The 16,461-nt window shown below is 43.8% G+C and carries 22 protein-coding genes and 1 pseudogene; 19 read left to right on the top strand and 4 right to left on the bottom strand.

All coding sequences use genetic code 11. From position 1 onward, the window contains the following. Positions 1–4: 4 nt before the first annotated feature. Positions 5–148 carry a hypothetical protein gene (locus AC58VC_RS09515; RefSeq protein ID WP_497368557.1) on the top strand — a complete coding sequence of 48 codons (144 nt, stop codon included), beginning with the start codon at positions 5–7 and terminating at the stop codon, positions 146–148. Further along, positions 145–1,293, top strand: coding sequence for a DNA methyltransferase (locus AC58VC_RS09510; RefSeq protein ID WP_497368556.1), 1,149 nt, complete (start codon positions 145–147; stop codon positions 1,291–1,293). Before AC58VC_RS09515 ends, AC58VC_RS09510 begins: the two co-directional genes overlap by 4 nt. Positions 1,294–1,466: 173 nt before the next feature. Here the strand turns inward: AC58VC_RS09510 and AC58VC_RS09505 are convergent, their stop codons facing one another. Then, complete coding sequence (locus AC58VC_RS09505) at positions 1,467–1,934, bottom strand: hypothetical protein (RefSeq protein ID WP_497368555.1); 468 nt, start codon at positions 1,932–1,934, stop codon at positions 1,467–1,469. Between the two features lie 62 nt (positions 1,935–1,996). After that, positions 1,997–2,641, bottom strand: a complete 645-nt coding sequence (locus AC58VC_RS09500; protein ID WP_497368554.1) for a hypothetical protein — start codon at positions 2,639–2,641, stop codon at positions 1,997–1,999. 666 nt (positions 2,642–3,307) lie between these two features. Between AC58VC_RS09500 and AC58VC_RS09495 the strand changes: the two genes are divergently transcribed. Beyond that, positions 3,308–3,532 (top strand): hypothetical protein, encoded by a 225-nt coding sequence (locus tag AC58VC_RS09495; protein ID WP_497368553.1) that lies wholly within the window; start codon positions 3,308–3,310, stop codon positions 3,530–3,532. A 241-nt stretch (positions 3,533–3,773) separates the two neighbouring features. On the opposite strand, the gene AC58VC_RS09490 is transcribed toward AC58VC_RS09495, so the two are convergent. Further along, positions 3,774–4,841, bottom strand: coding sequence for an alpha-helical endospore appendage domain-containing protein (locus tag AC58VC_RS09490; RefSeq protein WP_497368552.1), 1,068 nt, complete (start codon positions 4,839–4,841; stop codon positions 3,774–3,776). Between the two features lie 159 nt (positions 4,842–5,000). On the opposite strand from AC58VC_RS09490, the gene AC58VC_RS09485 reads away from it, so the two are divergent. The 16 genes and pseudogenes from AC58VC_RS09485 (at position 5,001) to coaD (ending at position 15,059) form a co-directional block, all read left to right on the top strand. Next, entirely contained in the window at positions 5,001–5,300 is a 300-nt protein-coding gene (locus tag AC58VC_RS09485) for a phage terminase small subunit-related protein (protein WP_497368551.1), read from the top strand. Continuing rightward, complete coding sequence (locus AC58VC_RS09480) at positions 5,269–5,829, top strand: hypothetical protein (RefSeq protein WP_497368550.1); 561 nt, start codon at positions 5,269–5,271, stop codon at positions 5,827–5,829. The genes AC58VC_RS09485 and AC58VC_RS09480 overlap by 32 nt, the downstream gene beginning before the upstream one ends. After that, complete coding sequence (locus AC58VC_RS09475; RefSeq protein ID WP_497368549.1) at positions 5,822–6,643, top strand: PBSX family phage terminase large subunit; 822 nt, start codon at positions 5,822–5,824, stop codon at positions 6,641–6,643. Before AC58VC_RS09480 ends, AC58VC_RS09475 begins: the two co-directional genes overlap by 8 nt. An 11-nt stretch (positions 6,644–6,654) precedes the next feature. Continuing rightward, a complete protein-coding gene (locus AC58VC_RS09470; protein ID WP_497368548.1) occupies positions 6,655–7,185 on the top strand; it encodes a phage portal protein in 531 nt (176 codons plus the stop codon). Between the two features lie 32 nt (positions 7,186–7,217). Then, positions 7,218–7,430 carry a hypothetical protein gene (locus AC58VC_RS09465; RefSeq protein WP_497368547.1) on the top strand — a complete coding sequence of 71 codons (213 nt, stop codon included), beginning with the start codon at positions 7,218–7,220 and terminating at the stop codon, positions 7,428–7,430. A gap of 10 nt (positions 7,431–7,440) precedes the next feature. Beyond that, entirely contained in the window at positions 7,441–7,950 is a 510-nt protein-coding gene (locus AC58VC_RS09460; protein ID WP_497369007.1) for a phage portal protein, read from the top strand. A 94-nt stretch (positions 7,951–8,044) separates the two neighbouring features. Next, positions 8,045–8,791 carry a phage holin family protein gene (locus AC58VC_RS09455; RefSeq protein WP_497368546.1) on the top strand — a complete coding sequence of 249 codons (747 nt, stop codon included), beginning with the start codon at positions 8,045–8,047 and terminating at the stop codon, positions 8,789–8,791. After that, a pseudogene (locus tag AC58VC_RS09450) lies at positions 8,691–9,127 on the top strand (glycoside hydrolase family 73 protein); the annotation flags it as partial. The gene AC58VC_RS09455 and the pseudogene AC58VC_RS09450, both read left to right, overlap by 101 nt. 138 nt (positions 9,128–9,265) lie before the next feature. Next, positions 9,266–9,454 (top strand): hypothetical protein, encoded by a 189-nt coding sequence (locus AC58VC_RS09445; protein ID WP_497369031.1) that lies wholly within the window; start codon positions 9,266–9,268, stop codon positions 9,452–9,454. 338 nt (positions 9,455–9,792) lie between these two features. After that, positions 9,793–10,146, top strand: a complete 354-nt coding sequence (locus AC58VC_RS09440) for a spore germination protein (RefSeq protein ID WP_497368545.1) — start codon at positions 9,793–9,795, stop codon at positions 10,144–10,146. A 123-nt stretch (positions 10,147–10,269) separates the two neighbouring features. After that, positions 10,270–11,082 (top strand): Ger(x)C family spore germination protein, encoded by an 813-nt coding sequence (locus AC58VC_RS09435; protein WP_497368544.1) that lies wholly within the window; start codon positions 10,270–10,272, stop codon positions 11,080–11,082. Continuing rightward, positions 11,007–11,369 (top strand): Ger(x)C family spore germination C-terminal domain-containing protein, encoded by a 363-nt coding sequence (locus tag AC58VC_RS09430; RefSeq protein ID WP_497369006.1) that lies wholly within the window; start codon positions 11,007–11,009, stop codon positions 11,367–11,369. Before AC58VC_RS09435 ends, AC58VC_RS09430 begins: the two co-directional genes overlap by 76 nt. Positions 11,370–11,678: 309 nt before the next feature. After that, positions 11,679–12,683, top strand: coding sequence for a DUF3231 family protein (locus AC58VC_RS09425; RefSeq protein WP_497368543.1), 1,005 nt, complete (start codon positions 11,679–11,681; stop codon positions 12,681–12,683). Positions 12,684–13,281: 598 nt separating this feature from the next. After that, positions 13,282–13,542, top strand: a complete 261-nt coding sequence (locus AC58VC_RS09420) for a hypothetical protein (protein ID WP_497368542.1) — start codon at positions 13,282–13,284, stop codon at positions 13,540–13,542. A 427-nt stretch (positions 13,543–13,969) separates the two neighbouring features. Further along, a complete protein-coding gene (gene rsmD, locus AC58VC_RS09415; protein ID WP_497368541.1) occupies positions 13,970–14,533 on the top strand; it encodes a 16S rRNA (guanine(966)-N(2))-methyltransferase RsmD in 564 nt (187 codons plus the stop codon). A gap of 22 nt (positions 14,534–14,555) precedes the next feature. Beyond that, a complete protein-coding gene (gene coaD, locus AC58VC_RS09410) occupies positions 14,556–15,059 on the top strand; it encodes a pantetheine-phosphate adenylyltransferase (RefSeq protein ID WP_497368540.1) in 504 nt (167 codons plus the stop codon). Between the two features lie 8 nt (positions 15,060–15,067). On the opposite strand, the gene AC58VC_RS09405 is transcribed toward coaD, so the two are convergent. Further along, positions 15,068–16,339 carry a nucleoside recognition domain-containing protein gene (locus AC58VC_RS09405; RefSeq protein WP_497368539.1) on the bottom strand — a complete coding sequence of 424 codons (1,272 nt, stop codon included), beginning with the start codon at positions 16,337–16,339 and terminating at the stop codon, positions 15,068–15,070. Between the last annotated feature and the right edge of the window lie 122 nt (positions 16,340–16,461).

The raw sequence follows: 16,461 nt of genomic DNA, 5'->3' as shown, positions 1-16,461 counted from the left end.
TGTTTTGAGAATCGAAACCATTCCAATTGAAAAACTGAATCCAAATGGCTGGAACCCAAATGAAATGGACGATTATATCTATCGATCGTTGGTGGAAAGCATCCGGAAGCATGGCGTGCTGCAGCCGTCCTGGTCCGAAGTGATATGACGATCGTTAAGGGTGAGAAGCGCTGGAGAGCGGCTAAGGAGGCTGGACTTACCGAGCTTACTTGTGTCATCGTAGAGTCCTCTGATGAGGAGTCAAAGCTCTTAACGATTAGCCTGAGCCATTTGCGTGGTCGGACTAATGACGAGTTGCTTGCATCGTTGCTGGAGGAGCTATCTGCACATTATTCACTCGAAGAGTTGTCAATACAGACTGGCTTTCAAATGGACGAGCTAAATCAACTGCTACCAGGATTGAACTCAGACACTGAACTGATCACTCCGGTCCAGGAAGATGAATTCGATGTTCAGCGCGCTTTGGATGAGATAAAGGAACCTGAGACACGATATGGCGATGTGTGGCAGCTCGGCAGGCATCTTTTGGTGTGTGGCGATGCAACCAAGCTTGAAGATGTGCAGAAACTCATGGAGGGCACCAAGGCGTCGCTAGTTGTGACGGACCCACCTTATAATGTAGCAGTAGAGAGCGATTCGGCCAGGCTGGCCGCAGATGGTCGAGGAACAATTATGAATGACGATATGCCCGCAGAGGAGTTTGCGGGCTTTTTGAATTCTGTTTTTTCTTGTTACGCTTCGGTTATGGACCCAAAGGCAGCTATCTATGTATTTCATCCTTCTTCTTACCAACGGCAGTTTGAGGACGCTATGAACTCGGCCGGCATTGTTGTAAGGTCGCAGTGCATTTGGTCAAAGAATGCTACTTCCTTTGGTTGGTCTCAGTATCGTTACAAACATGAGCCAGTGTTCTATGCACATTTGAAAGGTAAGTCGCCGGCTTGGTACGGGGACCGGAAGCAGACGACTATTTGGAAGGCTGGTTTGCCTCAGGAGCAGCCGGTGCCCGAGACGATTTGGGAAGTCTCCCGGGGAGATGTCACAAAGTATGTTCATCCGACACAGAAGCCGCTGGAGCTCCTGCAGATACCGATCGGAAACAGCAGCCAATGTGGTGATGTTGTTTTGGATTTCTTTGGCGGCAGCGGTTCAACGCTTATTACATGTGAACAGATGGAGCGGACTTTTAGGACGTTAGAGCTGGATCCAGTCTTCTGTGACGTAATCAAGAAGAGGTTTTATGAGTGGACGGGGATTGAGCCTGTTCTATTAATTCGGGCAGAAGCTGCATAAATGTCTATTTCTATGGTATTTAATTCGAAGTAACCATGGAGTAACACTGGCTAGGATGTGCCAGTGCTACTCCATCGGTTAACAGAGAGAGGAGCAGTAATATATGCTTAAAAGCGTGAAATGTCTTCTGATAACCTACCCATGAAACAAATAGCTAATTAAAATATAGAGACTTAAGAAGGAGTGTAAGATAGACTGGCGCTAAACGATAGTTGGGTGACATCCGCTGCTGAGGGATCTGTCGACGCAAGTGTCCTTACACGAATACCAATACGATCCCCTGCAGAAACTCCTAATGAGCCAAGATTAATATTCGTTGCCGAGCGGAAAGTGCCGGCTGTAATTACATTATTTGGAAAACCAAATCTAACCGAACTAGTTAACGCAGTTGTCAAGTAAGGTGAAGAAAGATGATCAATCCCACTATTAGGAGCTGACGGTGCGCGGAATACTGTAAAAACATATACAAGACCGAGAGTATTGATAGAAACCACAGATGCAACCAATAAATCTGCACTTATTTGTAAATTTTGAACGGTACCATTAAAGGGGATTGGGAAGGCAAAACCACCTGATTCGGGTGGACTTGTTGATTGTCCACCAGCGTTAATAACTTGAACTGTATGGTTACCAAATCCCATTAAAATCGGAGCAGCTGATACTACTGTAGCGCCACTGAGGATGATGCCCGTTGAAAATGGAATTAATCCCCCACCTCCTGGTCCCGGAGCTCCAGTTGCTCCTGCAGGTCCTTGTGCTCCAGTTGCTCCTGCAGGTCCTTGTGCTCCAGTTGCTCCTGCAGGTCCCTGTGCTCCAGTTGCTCCTGCAGGTCCTTGAGTTCCTGTTGCTCCTGTTGCTCCTCCTGCAGGTCCTTGTGCTCCAGTTGCTCCTGCAGGTCCTTGTGCTCCAGTTGCTCCTGCAGGTCCCTGTGCTCCAGTTGCTCCTGCAGGTCCTTGAGCTCCTGTTGCTCCTGTTGCTCCTCCTGCAGGTCCTTGTGCTCCAGTTGCTCCTGCAGGTCCTTGAGCTCCTGTTGCTCCTTGAGCTCCTGGCGTACCTGCAGGTCCTTGTCCTCCAGTTGCTCCTGCAGGTCCTTGAGCTCCTGTTGCTCCTTGAGCTCCTGGCGTACCTGCAGGTCCTTGGGGTCCTTCGTCACCCTGGGGTCCTTCGTCTCCAGCTTCTCCTCGTGGTCCTTGCGCCCCTGCAGGTCCTCTTGGTCCCGCTGGACCTTCAAATCCTCTTGGTCCGGCTGGTCCCGCAGGTCCTCTTGGTCCAGGTTCTCCTCCAGCCGGTCCTCTTGGTCCCGCAGGTCCTTCTGAGCCAGCTGGACCCTGTGGTCCCATTGGGCCAACCAGTCCAGGAACCCCTTGTGCCCCCAATGCTCCAGCCGGTCCAGGTATTCCTTGCGGCCCTTGTGGTCCTATTGGTCCCTGGGGGCCGCCAGCAGGACCGGCAGGTCCTCGTGGTCCTTGAGGTCCGGGAGGTCCACCTGGTGTACCGGCAGGGCCTTGAGGTCCGGGAGGTCCTATCTGTCCTTGAGGTCCCGGAGGTCCACCGGCAGGACCAACAGGACCTTGAGGTCCCTGAGGGCCAACAACCGTCGGAGTTGTCACATTCACTTTAGGTGGGGGACATGATACCTGTACAATTTTTTTAATAACTCGAAGCCGACGCTTCTTTCTTTTTCCTTTCGGAGGGCAAACAATTACTGTTTTCTTTTTACACTGTTTCTTATCATCAAAGCAACTCAATAATGACACCTCCCTATAGAGATGGTTTATTGTACGTAAATATTTTAATTTCGGGATGGACTACTAGCCATATTTAGCTAGACTAAGGACCATTTATGGAAAAAATAGGCATACAAGAAGTGGAATCTATCGTAAAAAAAAGAAGGACGCGTTAACGCCCTTCTCAAGCACCGGAACACTCCCGGTGAGATCATGTTTGCCGTGGCCACGGTCATACGAACGCATGATCTCTTTTTCATTTTAACGAATGTTGGGAGTGTTCGCAATTGAAAGATGGAAATACGAACAGGGAAAATGAAGAATTATTGCTCAAGCATGAACTCGCACTGATCGAAGGCATCCTAGAATCCAAGTCAAAGTACCGTAAAATCATACAAGCCGGCATTGCTCGCTGGGTAAAGGATTTCCAGGATGGCCGCATCGAGATCAAGTCGGTTGAGGATCTGAAGAAGCTGATTGAGATTGATTTGGAGCTTCAGAAGGAGGAGTAGATTTTTTAGATCTTGAGTACCGAGTACAGTTAATTTAATGGCGAACACAAATTTACTAATTAAGTCTACAAGAGCTTGTAGAAATGAGTTCTCATACGACAATGGATCCATTATCGCAGACTTGAATGAATAATAGCCGGTTTCCCTGGATGGAAACCGGCTTTTCATGATGTTATGCCCAAGTACTTGGTCGATCGCAAGTCAGCCATGTCATTTGAACGACTTTACGTAGTATTAATCACTAAGCCAATTGCGTAATAACGAGATGTGCTGAAACAGGCCTTGTTCCTCCAGCGACAGGAGTGATGGTTAGTGCCGCGGGATTGCCAGCGGGGTTTCGTACAGTGAGTATTGAATTGATAACTGTTGTTTGTACAAGAGCCATTCCTATTATCTGAGAAGTACCCGTTGCTCGCCCGGCCACCGTATAGGCTAGGTCAACGCCATTGAGAGTTAAAATCAGTTGGCCTGCTTCGGTCACACTCACCTGAAACAAGACCTGATATGTGCCAATTGCTGTTAAGTTAAATGAACTGGGACCCGTGCGAGTAATTGTAGTCCCGCTCGTAGGACCATTTTGGGGAAAGCTTATGTCGGTGCCGGGAGCAACTGTTGCAGCATTATCAAGAGGCATCAGCGCAAAAAAATCAGCAAAATTTGATACTGCCGCGGTTCCCGTTGCTCCCGTTGCACCTGCAGTTCCCGTTGCACCCGTTGCTCCAGCGGTTCCTGTTGCACCCGTTGCACCTGCAGTTCCCGTTGCTCCCGTTGCTCCCGTTGCTCCCGTTGCACCTGCAGTTCCCGTTGCTCCAGCGGTTCCTGTTGCACCTGTTGCTCCTGCAGTTCCCGTTGCACCTGTTGGACCTGCGGTTCCTGTTGCACCCGTTGCACCTGCGGTTCCCGTTGCTCCCGTTGCTCCTGCAGTTCCCTGCGCTCCCGTTGGACCTGTCGGACCAACAGCAGGTCCGCCAGTAGGACCAGTAGGACCCGCAGGGCCTGTGGCTCCTACAGAGATTGGGGTCTCAAGAATGCTTTCCAACTTGGATTGCAGAAGGAATTCTTTCCTAGATACCGCATTAATCGTACTTTTTACACTGTCATTTATTAATAATATATCACTGATTGTCGCCGGCGGTCCCGTCAATCCTGGCAATGTTCCGAGTACATATTGGAGTTTTTCACCTTCCGCATTGAGTATATGGCTTAATCCAAGCTCTTCCATGGCTATCGATGAAAGCAATAAATTGATCGCTTCATCACGCGTTACGGAAATATTAGGTGAAATATTAGGTATATTTGCTTGTGACACAATACATTAACCTCCTTTGTATGTAGTTCTGTTATAATTTATTCTTTTAATCTTTTTTGGTGAGCCATTTATAACCAACTGTAGAATTTTTAGGTTATATCGACGAGTATGTTAATTTTTATCATCTCAATAAACAATTCCGGAGGTGGGTGATATGTAATGCCAAGAGAACGCAGTCCCAACAGGGAGAAAGCCAAACAAATTTGGCTTGGTAGCGGCGAAAAGATGAAGCTCAAGGACCTTGCTGCAGAGCTCGGACTTGGAGAAACTCAGATCCGTAAATGGAAGAGCCAGGACAAATGGGATGCTTCATTAAAAGGTAACGTTACTAATGAAAAGAAAGGTAACGTTACTAAACGAATTGGCGCTCTTTTAGGTAATAAAAATGCAGTCGGTAATAAGGGCGGAGCTCCGAAAGGAAGTAAAAATGCTCTTGGTAACTGGTGGCCCATTTGGTAATAAGAAGGCAGTCACTACCGGAGAGTTCGAATCCATCTGGATGGATACGCTTGAAGAAGATGAACAAGAGCTGGCTCCCCAGGTGGAGACTGATCCGATTAGACAAGCGGATGAAGCAATCACACTTCTTTCTATAAGGGAACGTCGAGTGCTGCAGCGGATTCAGAACCTTAGGAACGCATTATCAGAAAAACAGCGTAAGGTCCTGCAGGAGAGAATCACTGTAAAGGATGTTCAAACCGTTCATGATGAAAAGAGTGGTTTAACCAAGAGTGTTGTAGTTCCGATAGATAAGCTGGTTACGACGAAGATTGAGGAATCAGATATTAGAGTGATTGATGATCTGCTTTGTCTGGAGGAAGCATTGACCAGGGTTCAGGATAAGAAGTTAAAGGCCATTGAATTAAAGAACCGCTTTGTAGATGCTGAGCGTGATCTTAGAATTCAGAAGCTCCAAGCCGAAGTTAACACATTGAACAACAATAATATTGTGGATCCAGTCGTGTTTAAGGATGACTTGCATGAGTGAAGTAAGCCTGCAGCAGACCATTGGTAAGGGGTATGTGAATTTCTGGCGTTTCCGCGGCCGTTATCGTGTAATTAAAGGTGGACGTGGATCTAAGAAAAGTGTTACAGCTGCTTTATGGCATATCTATCACATGATGAAACTGCCGCTTGCGAATGTACTTGTAATTCGGAAAACTTTCAATGCACACAAAGATTCGACCTTCGCGCAGCTTAAATGGGCAACACGTCGATTAGGCGTTGCGCATTTATGGCAGTTCAAGAAAAGCCCACTCGAGGCTACATATAAGCCCACCGGCCAGAAGATCCTATTCCGCGGCCTTGATGACCCGATGTCCATCACCTCGATTACAGTGGATACGGGCTATTTGTGCTGGGCTTGGTTTGAAGAAGCTTACCAGATATTAAATGAGGATGACTTCGATAAGATCGATATGTCCATCCGTGGTGAGCTGCCGGAAGGATATTTCGAACAATTGACGCTGACTTTTAACCCTTGGAATGAACGACATTGGTTGAAGCGGCGTTTTTTTGATGTGCCAAATCCTAATACATTAGCCCTAACGACTACATTTCAATGCAACGAGTTCCTGGGAGACGACGACCGGGAGTTATTCGAATGGATGCGGAAGCATAAGCCCAAACGCTACCGCGTTGAAGGCGAGGGTGACTGGGGGATTGCGGAAGGGCCATCTTTGAGAACTGGTGTGAAGAAGAGTTCGAATGGCGAGACATCGCAAAGCTGCCAGGCTACAAAGCCATTTTCGGTTTGGACTTTGGTTACACCAATGACCCGAGTGCTTTTGTGGCTGCCCTAGTTAATAAGGAATTGAAGAAGATCTACATCTTTGATGAACACTACGAGGGGGAAATTAGCGATTGGCAGAAAGATCCACTACGTAAGCTGATGTTAATCGGACAACAGTATTATGGATTAGATAATGATGTCTTAAAATATAAGCGGATGACAATTGGTGAGGGCGGTGCCTTAATCGAAGCAGTCAATCTGGCAAACAACAAGCTACCGCATGGTTTTGTTCGGAAGTTGGTTGATCAGAAGGTCGGCTATTTACTTAGTAAACCATTGAGCATTCAAACAGAAAATACAGCTTATGAAGACTTGTTAAAGGAATTCTTTAATAAGTCTTTTTTGCGCTTATTACAATCGGTTGGCCGTGAAGCAATTAATAAGGGGAAAGCTTGGGTCCATATTTATTACAGTCCTGCAGGCGTTTTATCACTTAAAAGAATCCCCGCTGAGGAGTGTATTCCTTTATGGCGGGATGCTGCCCACACCGAGCTGGATGCACTTATTCGCGTTTACGAGGTTGAGTTTTTGAAGGTAAAACGAAGAAAGTAATCAAGAAAATCGAGTTCTGGGATACAACCGGTGTGAAGAGATACGTTCTTGATGGTGTTGGTATGACACCAGACTTTGATTCGGTGGATAACGGGACCCACTTCACATTAGTTGAAGGAGTCGACAATGAAATTCCGTTGAATTGGGCGCGAGTTCCTTTTGTCTGCTTTAAATACCATGAAGACGAGCTGCCCTTGGTTAAATTCATTCAAGCTTTGGTGGATGATTACGTAAGAAAGCGATAACTCGAATAATCTGGATGATTTACCGAACAGCATCTATGTTATAAAAAATTACGATGGACAAGATCTCGGCGAATTCCGACGCAATCTCTCAGTGTTTCGTGCGGTAAAGGTTATGGATGATGGAGCAGTTGACACGCTCTCCTTAGACATCAATACCGAAGCTTACAAAACACATCAAGATATGAATCGAAAAGATATTTATGAATTCGGACGCGGCGTGGATACGCAGTCAGATAAGTTTGGAAACAGCCCGAGTGGCATTGCATTAAAGTTTTTATATCAAGACTTGGACCTGGACGCCAATGATATAGAAACAGAATTTCAGGCAAGCCTCGAGCAGCTTCGATGGTTCATTGATACACACCTTGCAAACAGCGGAAATGGAGACTACTCAGGGGAAACCGTCGATTTCATCTTGAACCGAGATATCCTAATCAATGAGATGGATACCATCACAAATGCTAAGAACAGCGTGGGTGTAATTTCAGAAGAGCGATTGTCGCCAATCATCCATGGGTGACCAATGCGCAGGATGAAATGAAGAGACTGGAAGCTGATAGGAAGAAAGCGATTGATGATCTTGCTTATGAGACAAAAATTGCTGATAAACCATTATGAGGTCAGCTGATTATTGGGCTCAGCTTATGGAGCTTCTCAACGAAGCGCAGCTGGCGAAAGGTGAGGCATACGTCCAGAACATGAAGCGCGAATACGGCAAAGCAATGTCTTCTATTCAAAAAGATATTGATGTGTTCTATCAGCGCTTTGCCAAAAATAACAGCGTAGATTTAGTTACCGCTCGTCAAATGCTTAAAGCTGGTGAATTAAAAGAACTCAAATGGTCTTTAGAAGATTACATCAAAGCTGGACGAGAAAATGCCATCGACCAACGATGGATGAAGGAACTAGAAAATGCGAGTATTCGCGTCAGTATGAGTCGGTTAGAAGCATTGCAGATACAAATGAGGCAACAAGTCGAATTGCTCACCGCAAAGCGCCAAACTGGAGCTACGAGTTTATTGGGTGACATATACAAGGATAGTTATTATCGGAACATTTTCGGATTACAGAAGGGAATAGGGTATATTGCGATTCAACTTCTCGTTTATTTGATGATTGCTGATTATGTGACCGGAGTTCTCGGAGCCATTAAAGGAAGAACTGTGGACAGTGAAATCATGTTTTGGGGTGGGGTTCGTAAAGGGATAGTTCTGCTTGTAGTTTTTCTAGCTGTGAAAATCGACCAGTTCATCGGTGGAGATGCACCAATTTTCAGGACTTTGGCAATCTATTTTTATGCCGGCCGCGAAGGATTATCTCTTATTGAAAATCTCAGAAATGACCAAACAAAGTTTTATTGAGCAAATTGCCCCTGCAGCAGTCAATGATATGATTAATACGGGTGTGCTTGCAAGTATTACAATTGCTCAGGCAGCTCTTGAAAGTGCGTGGGGGCAGTCGGCTCCCGGTAACAATCTCTTCGGTATCAAAGGCAATGGAACGACCCAGGCAACAAAAGAATTTATCAATGGTCAGTGGGTGACTATCAATGCAGGTTTTAGATCATATCAGGATTGGCTTGGTAGCATTACGGATCATTCGAAGTTTTACTAGAGAATCCGAGATACGGAAATGCAGGATTCTTTGATCGATGTTCTGTAAGGGACTATTCAGGGGCAGCAAATGCCTTACAAGATGCAGGATACGCGACCGATCCTCAATATGCCGCAAAAGTACTCGGTATCATTGAGAGTAATTGGTTACAACTATTTGATCAGGAGGCTGATAATATACTGAGAGAAATTGAGGAATTAAAAGGACAAATTCAAACACTATTGAACACAGCAGAGGCGCATAATGAGAAGATAAATGTGTTAGAAAAGAAAGCAAGTATGCCAGTTCCTGAGTGGGCACAAAATGCTGTTTCAGAAGCTGTGTGTTCTGGGCTGATCGACACACCGGATGGAAGAAGCCATGATTTCTACAGTTTGATCACTATCATTCATCGTAAAGGACTCATTTAGATGATTAAAGCTCTTTTTCCTTAAAATAAAAGGAGTGAGGGCTTTTTTTATTTGAATGTTGTATACTTCGACTTCCATTATTTAAAGCAATGAACAACCAAAACCTGTAAATACCAAGGGTAATAATCGGTATCAACAACCATGATCCAATTCCCAAACAAACCAATTGCTGCCCTATTAAATTGAAGTCTTCTCCCATCCGCAACGGTATGCATAAAGTCAATGATTAGCAACCTCTCTTCGGGAGATTATGGTTACATCATCACTTTTCCTAATAGCAATTACATATTTTTGGAATTCTGGGTTAAAGTAAACTGTGATGAAGGGAGGGGAAATGTGTGAAGTCAGGTCCATCGATTGAAGCGACTGAGCAATATTTCAAACAGCTTTTCTCTGAACAAAGCGACTTTCAGTCGAAAATGCTGTTTATTGGAGGAACAGAATATAGACTGTTTTATTTCGACACGTTGATTGATTCCTCCCTCGTTCAAGATTTTATTTTGAAGCCGCTGCTTCTCCGTCCGCAGGACGCGGTCCGTGACGTCGTGTCGATTCTCGACTATGCTGAAACTGAGCAATTGGAGGAAGCAGTTCAGGCAATCATGTACGGTAAAGCCGTGCTGCATCGCGGCAGTGAAAATAGGCTATATCTGCTTGGGGTGGATTTAAAGAAAGAACGCTCCATCAAATGACGAAGCGTAGCGCCATTATGCAGTTTTCCACGATTCAGGACAAACTGTCCATCATTTTAATCGTCTTTCTGCCAGTCTTCCTACTAATGATCTCTCGTTAAGAGGCACCAGAAGGAGCAAGATATGAAGAGATTGATTCCATCGTTAATCATTTGCTTGCTGCTGTCAGGCTGCTGGGATCAGGTTCAATTGAAGAAGATGCTTTTTGTCGACGTTATCGGGATTGATTATGAGGGTGACAGTAAGCAACTCAAGATAAGCCTTCTGATTTCTTCGCTTCAAAATGCAAGTCAGGGAGGAGGCAATCCGAACAACTTATACATTGGGTCAACTGGTGAAAATCTCTATGATGCGGTGGCAAACACATACAAGGAAATACCAGGCGTCCTTTCTGTACTGGAGACCAGATTATTTCTAATAAGTTCAGAATTCGCTAAAGATAAGCCGCTGGACTATCTGAATATTGCCGGCCAATTTATTGCCAATCCATTATACGGCTATCTAGCTGTGTTTGACGGGGATATTTCGAAGCTGCTGGCTACGAAGAAAATAAATGATCAGACTGTATCGGAATTTCTGGTAGGCTTATTGGATGAGGAAAAGAAGAGAGGAACAATCCCTTCAAACAAATTAATCCACTATATACTCGGTGGAGCCGAATTCATTAACGACTTCGCCCTCAACCGGTTCGAACCATATGGCAACGGGGCTCGTCTAGCAGGTACATCCTTGTTTAGTGAAGGGAAGTATACAGGCGTCAATCTGAATAATGAGGAAACACAGCTAGCCTATCTGATGGATGGTGCATTGGGCAATAATCAGCTGATCGTTGGTAATACAGACAAAAAAAAAATACCGTCCTGGTACAGAATGCCAAACGAGATTTCCATATTAGCACGAATGACAACATCATCAACGAAATTGAGATCACTTTAAAACTGGATCTTAAATTAGTTGAGGATGGAAATCATGAATATAAGAAACACACGAACAAAGTTCTCAAGGAACTGGAAAAGGAAATCGCGGATGATATATCTACTAAAGCATCTAACGTGATTACAACCTTACAGAAGGCCAACTGCGATTACTTACAGCTTGGACATGAAGTTGCAGCCTATCATCCGAAGGTGTTTGAAGCTATGAATTGGCGCGAACAATATCCAAAGATCAGCATCAAGCCATCAGTTAAAATTAGTATTCTTAACACTGGGGTTTTGGAATAAAGAAAGCAAGCTTGCGGCTTCTTAAAGGCCGGTAATATTTAACAATAGCTGACCGCTAATGGGTTTTCTTATTTATTAAGAAGCGACATCATTTTACGCAAGGGAAAAATTTAAAAGTTATCTTTATCGTTGAACGTGAAGACCCAATGGGGATGTTATAGAAAATGTTATCTGGCCCCACATGTCTTTAGGAATAGTATGAGTTCAAATATTGGACGTGCACCCGATCCGAAAGTAATAAATTACGATCAGTTGAAGTCTGATATTCTTATCACTATTTGGATAAATTATTTTAGAGGTGACGGAGATATGAACAAAACTCAATTAAAACTAACATCGACGGAAATCGGAGCTTTGTGGGGGCAATACGTAAATGGCACGATGGTGAATTGTGTAAATAAATATATGCTTTCCATTATAGAAGATACATCAATAAGAGGAGTTTTTGACGATGCAATCAAAATAACTGAGAATCAAATGCAGCAGGTTTCTACTTTTATTCTTAATGATGGATTTCCATTACCCATAGGGTTTACAGATATAGATACCAATCCCAACATAAAAAGATTATTTTCGGATATTTTTTGCTTGGATTATTTATATCTTATGTCAATACATGGTTTAAACGGTCACGTATTTTCGCTTACTACATCAGTTAGAAAAGATTTAAGAGATTTTTTTGATTCCTGTTTGACAGATGGGAAAAATATGTACCAGCGTACCGTTGATTTATTACTTGAAAAGGGGCATTTTCAAAGAGATCCATATTTTTTCCCCCGTTCAACCCCAGAGTTTATTGATAGTAAAAAATATCTTGATGGTTTTTGGGGAGATAAACGTCCTCTTTCAGCCATAGAAATCGGTAATATTTCTCTCAACCTCAAGAAAAGTATTATGGCAAAGACTCTAGGAATTGCATTTAGTCAAATTGCTGGATCCAAAGACATAAGGGAATTTTTAACAGATGCAGTTCAAACGTCAAATGACCACATTCAAACACTAAGTAAGAAACTAAAAGATGATAATTTACCTGTTCCAATGTCTTGGGAAACTGAAATAACCGATTCTACAGATTCACCGTTTTCAGATAAACTTATCATGTATCACACTGGTTTTTTGTTTCTAACATCTCAAGGATATCATGGACTAGGACTTGCTGGTTCTATGAGGACTGATCTAATTCTTGATTATGAGAGAATAATTCTTAAAGACCTAACACTATCAAAAAAATGGTTTGATCTCATGATAAAGCATAAGTGGCTAGAACAGCCTCCTATTGCTCCGAACAGAAAAGAAATTGCTAAAGACAAATAATTATCGAGCTTATTGTTAGGGGAAAGTCCTCTTGTAAACGATCAAAGATGGCTTATATGTATCAGAATCGACCACTAAGTGTAAGAATTTTTTCTTGTACTAATCTGTACGATAGCTGAGAAAGCTGCCGTTCTATTCTGTCGGCAGCCTTCTCCTGATGTCTATTGACTATATTTCCTTGTTAGCAACATTGTAAATTAACGTAGCTTTATTTATAACACGATGGCATATCCGAACATATATCTCGCCACTCACAACCGCATTACATGTACCTTTACATGAAGTTATTTTAACGTTATGTAATCAGCCTGACTCAACTGGTTCAGTTTCTCAATCTCATCTTTAATGAAGAAACAAAACAAAAACCCAAGTGGAAATTCCTAGTGGCGAAATGATACCGGTAGATCACGATGATATTAGATGGGTAACAATAGACGAAATGAGCAATTATAATTTTGCTCTTGCTGATGTTCCATTCGTGAATAAACTAAGGAATAGGCAAAATTAACACATATTTTTTGATTAGCTTAGGGAATTTCCTTAGGCTTTTATTGTTGTTCGTATTTTGTTCGCATATAATATTTACGAGGTGATCATTTTGCTTCGAGATATCGAACGAAAGATTTTACGCATTCTTTGGAACTATTCCAACAAACATCGCGGATATATGCCATCTTTCAATGAACTGAGTACAAAAACCGGGAAATATGAAAAAGAGATTAAATTTGTTCTTGGTAAACTGGCAGAACAGAACTTTATCATTTGGGATGGATGGAATACTGATACCATTAAAATTATTCGAGGATGGGAAGATGTGCCGCTGAGTATACCAAATCAGAGCTTTATCGGCCAAGGTTAAATAATTATATTTGCAAATTTCAATTGTGGTTTATCGGGTCTTATATGAGGTTATTTATTCTATATAATTAAATTTGGTCACCAATTGGTCACCAAGGGTCAAAAATACTCTCTGTACATATGAATTATTCATCCTGTTATACACAAAGAAACCCTTATTTCATAAGGGTTACAGAAAACTGTCATATTAAATTAATACGACGGCCCTTTTACAGGCCGTCTCATGGGAGAGGAGAAACCGGACGAAGAGCTTATGGGGAAACGTAAGTCTTCTCCGCGGTTGTCTACGACATTCTCTGATGTCGATAGTTCAAGGATGACCGTTTTACAGGAAATTTATACATGGCAGGCACAAAATTTTTGTGTCAGAATAGGGCTTGTGGTACGATAGCAAAAGAATGAACCAGTCAGAAGGGGAAAAGCGCAAGATGAGAGTGATTTCAGGCACTGCCAAAGGCAGGTCGTTAAAGTCGGTACCCGGTATCAGCACACGACCAACAACGGATAAAGTGAAAGAAGCGATCTTCAGTATGATCGGTCCTTATTTTGATGGAGGACAGGTTCTCGATTTGTTCGCAGGTACGGGCGGGCTAGGCATTGAGGCGCTGAGCCGCGGGATGGATAAGGCGATCTTCATTGATATCGAGAAGAAGAGTATCGATACGATCCAGCATAATCTGCAAATGGCCGGTCTCAAGGATCAAGCCGAGATTTACCGAACAGATGCGACTCGGGCACTGAAGGCGTTAGCTAAGAGGGAGCAGCAGTTCCAATTGGTTTTTCTAGACCCGCCATATAAAATGAAAGTAATCGTGGATCTGATCAACGCGATGGAAGTACAAGCTATCGTTGAGGCGAATACCACGATTGTCGTAGAGCATGACGCGAAGGATGTTCTAGACGACGTCATAGGCGGATTCAAGCAACAAAGAAGAGCGGACTATGGAGATACCGCTGTTACGATTTACAAGCAATCTGTAGGGGATGAATAGGCTTTTGAGAGGAGATGACAGCATGATGAAACAAGAACACGGCATTACAGTAGCTGTATACCCGGGAAGTTTTGACCCTGTGACATATGGCCACCTTGATATTATACATAGAGCAGCGAAGGTGTTTGATAAGCTCATTGTTGCCGTACTGAATAACACATCCAAAAACCCTCTGTTCACTTTAGAAGAAAGAATGGAGCTTATCCGCAGAGTGACGAAGGATCTGCCGAATGTAGAGGTGGATGGGTTTAGAGACTTGATGGTGAATTACATGAAGCACCGCAATGTGCGCCTGATTGTGCGCGGTCTTCGGGCTGTTTCTGATTTTGAATACGAGCTTCAAATGGCGTCAACGAATCACAAGCTTAACTCGGATGTGGAGACTTTCTTTATGACCTCGAAGCCCCAATATTCCTATTTGAGCTCGAGCATTGTCAAAGAAATTGCCCGGTTTCATGGGCCTGTTGTAGATTTAGTTCCACCCGAAGTGGAAGAAGCGCTTCAAAATAAATTCCCTAGAGTTTAAAATGCTATCTACTGGGCTCGTTTTCGAAAAGTGCTTATACAGGTAGATATGATTAGCATGGCGATGATCAAAAGAAGGAATTGAAAAAGTGTAATTCCCCATAAAGCCCATATCGAGCCGCCATTCAGCTGAGACGCGAATAGTGTGTTCGTGTTTGATGTTTGATCCAACCAGAGAAAGCTTGGTTCTGTATCTATTAGAAGGAACTGTACAGGTTTCCAGAGTAGGATGGTACCTACAAAGGCTAGCACGGCGTGCAAGATACGGGACTGGAAGAAAAAGCGGTACCGTGCTTCTGTTTTTTGGTGAAACCCAGCAACTTGCGCATGAGCTGACAAGCCTCCCCAGCCAAGAAATGCGCTGATAAGCGCCATTTGTGGAAGTAAGGAGACACCTTGGACTTGGCTCCAGGAATAGGCTCCGAGATGAATCTCCATCAATCCCATAATCCATTGTGGGGAGGTATCTGTGTGGACATTCAAAAAGCGTAATAAGAAGGATATAAGCGGTTTAATCGCCTCTGTAAGATGGGTAATCGTAACGACATTAATCAATACGGAAAAGATCATCATATATCCACCGATCAGCATTAACGTTTGAACAGAGGAAAGCACTGCATCGCCTAGGAGCTTGCCGAAAGCGCGGCCGTCGTGCAGGTAGGCTTGTCGCATGGTTGAGAGGGCTAACTTCCAAATAGAGCCTGACGACTTATGTTCAGAAACCGATTGAACATCAGAAGGTTGTTGAGGTACTTTAGACAATCGCATCAAGAAACCTGTGAGGATGGCAGTCGCGTAATGGACGATGGCAAGTACAAGACCAAGCTTCGCACTGTGCAGAAAGCCGATCCCCACAACCATGATTAAGAATAAAGGGCTGCATAGGTGAGATAACGCTGTTATACGTTCAGTCTCATCTCGCGAGATGAGTTTTTTTTCGCTGAGGGTGGCAGTAATTTTGGCTCCGCTAGGAAATCCTACAATGAGGCCTGATGCCAAAGCCCAACCGCTCACGCCGGGTAACCGGAATATCACTCTCATTAGTGGGTCTAGCAGAACGCCTGTCCCTTGAATGACGCCAAAACCAATCAACAGCTCGACCATAATGAGAAAAGGCAGCAGTGCCGGAAAGACAAGTTTCCACCAGATCGTAAGTCCCTCGAGCGAAGATTGAAACGCTTTGTCAGGGAAAAGTATGATAGACACAACTACAAGGGCAGCCAGAGAACCCAGTACCAGCGTCGTCAACTTGGGAGTATAGCTTACTTTTGAAGGCTGCATGGTTTCACCTCATCCTTTAACATGCTTCATTTGTACGCGAAAAGACAGAGGTTTAGACCAAGCTTTCACTCTTGTCCCATTGAAGAGAGTCATTACTTGTAGTAGGCATCAGGAAGGGGAAC

Source organism: Paenibacillus sp. J22R67 (assembly GCF_059692175.1).
The sequence above is the reverse complement of the archived record's forward strand: the minus strand, read 5'-3'. Positions and strand labels throughout refer to the sequence as shown.

Excerpts from the sequence above, each read along its gene's own strand:
- AC58VC_RS09510 (WP_497368556.1), top strand. The coding sequence starts at position 145 with ATGACGATCGTTAAGGGTGAGAAGCGCTGGAGAGCGGCTAAGGAGGCT.
- AC58VC_RS09480 (WP_497368550.1), top strand. The coding sequence starts at position 5,269 with ATGCTCTTGGTAACTGGTGGCCCATTTGGTAATAAGAAGGCAGTCACT.
- AC58VC_RS09475 (WP_497368549.1), top strand. The coding sequence starts at position 5,822 with ATGAGTGAAGTAAGCCTGCAGCAGACCATTGGTAAGGGGTATGTGAAT.
- AC58VC_RS09455 (WP_497368546.1), top strand. The coding sequence starts at position 8,045 with ATGAGGTCAGCTGATTATTGGGCTCAGCTTATGGAGCTTCTCAACGAA.
- AC58VC_RS09485 (WP_497368551.1), top strand. The coding sequence starts at position 5,001 with ATGCCAAGAGAACGCAGTCCCAACAGGGAGAAAGCCAAACAAATTTGG.
- AC58VC_RS09405 (WP_497368539.1), bottom strand. The coding sequence starts at position 16,339 with ATGCAGCCTTCAAAAGTAAGCTATACTCCCAAGTTGACGACGCTGGTA.
- AC58VC_RS09425 (WP_497368543.1), top strand. The coding sequence starts at position 11,679 with ATGAACAAAACTCAATTAAAACTAACATCGACGGAAATCGGAGCTTTG.
- AC58VC_RS09435 (WP_497368544.1), top strand. The coding sequence starts at position 10,270 with ATGAAGAGATTGATTCCATCGTTAATCATTTGCTTGCTGCTGTCAGGC.
- coaD (WP_497368540.1), top strand. The coding sequence starts at position 14,556 with ATGATGAAACAAGAACACGGCATTACAGTAGCTGTATACCCGGGAAGT.
- AC58VC_RS09505 (WP_497368555.1), bottom strand. The coding sequence starts at position 1,934 with ATGGGATTTGGTAACCATACAGTTCAAGTTATTAACGCTGGTGGACAA.
- rsmD (WP_497368541.1), top strand. The coding sequence starts at position 13,970 with ATGAGAGTGATTTCAGGCACTGCCAAAGGCAGGTCGTTAAAGTCGGTA.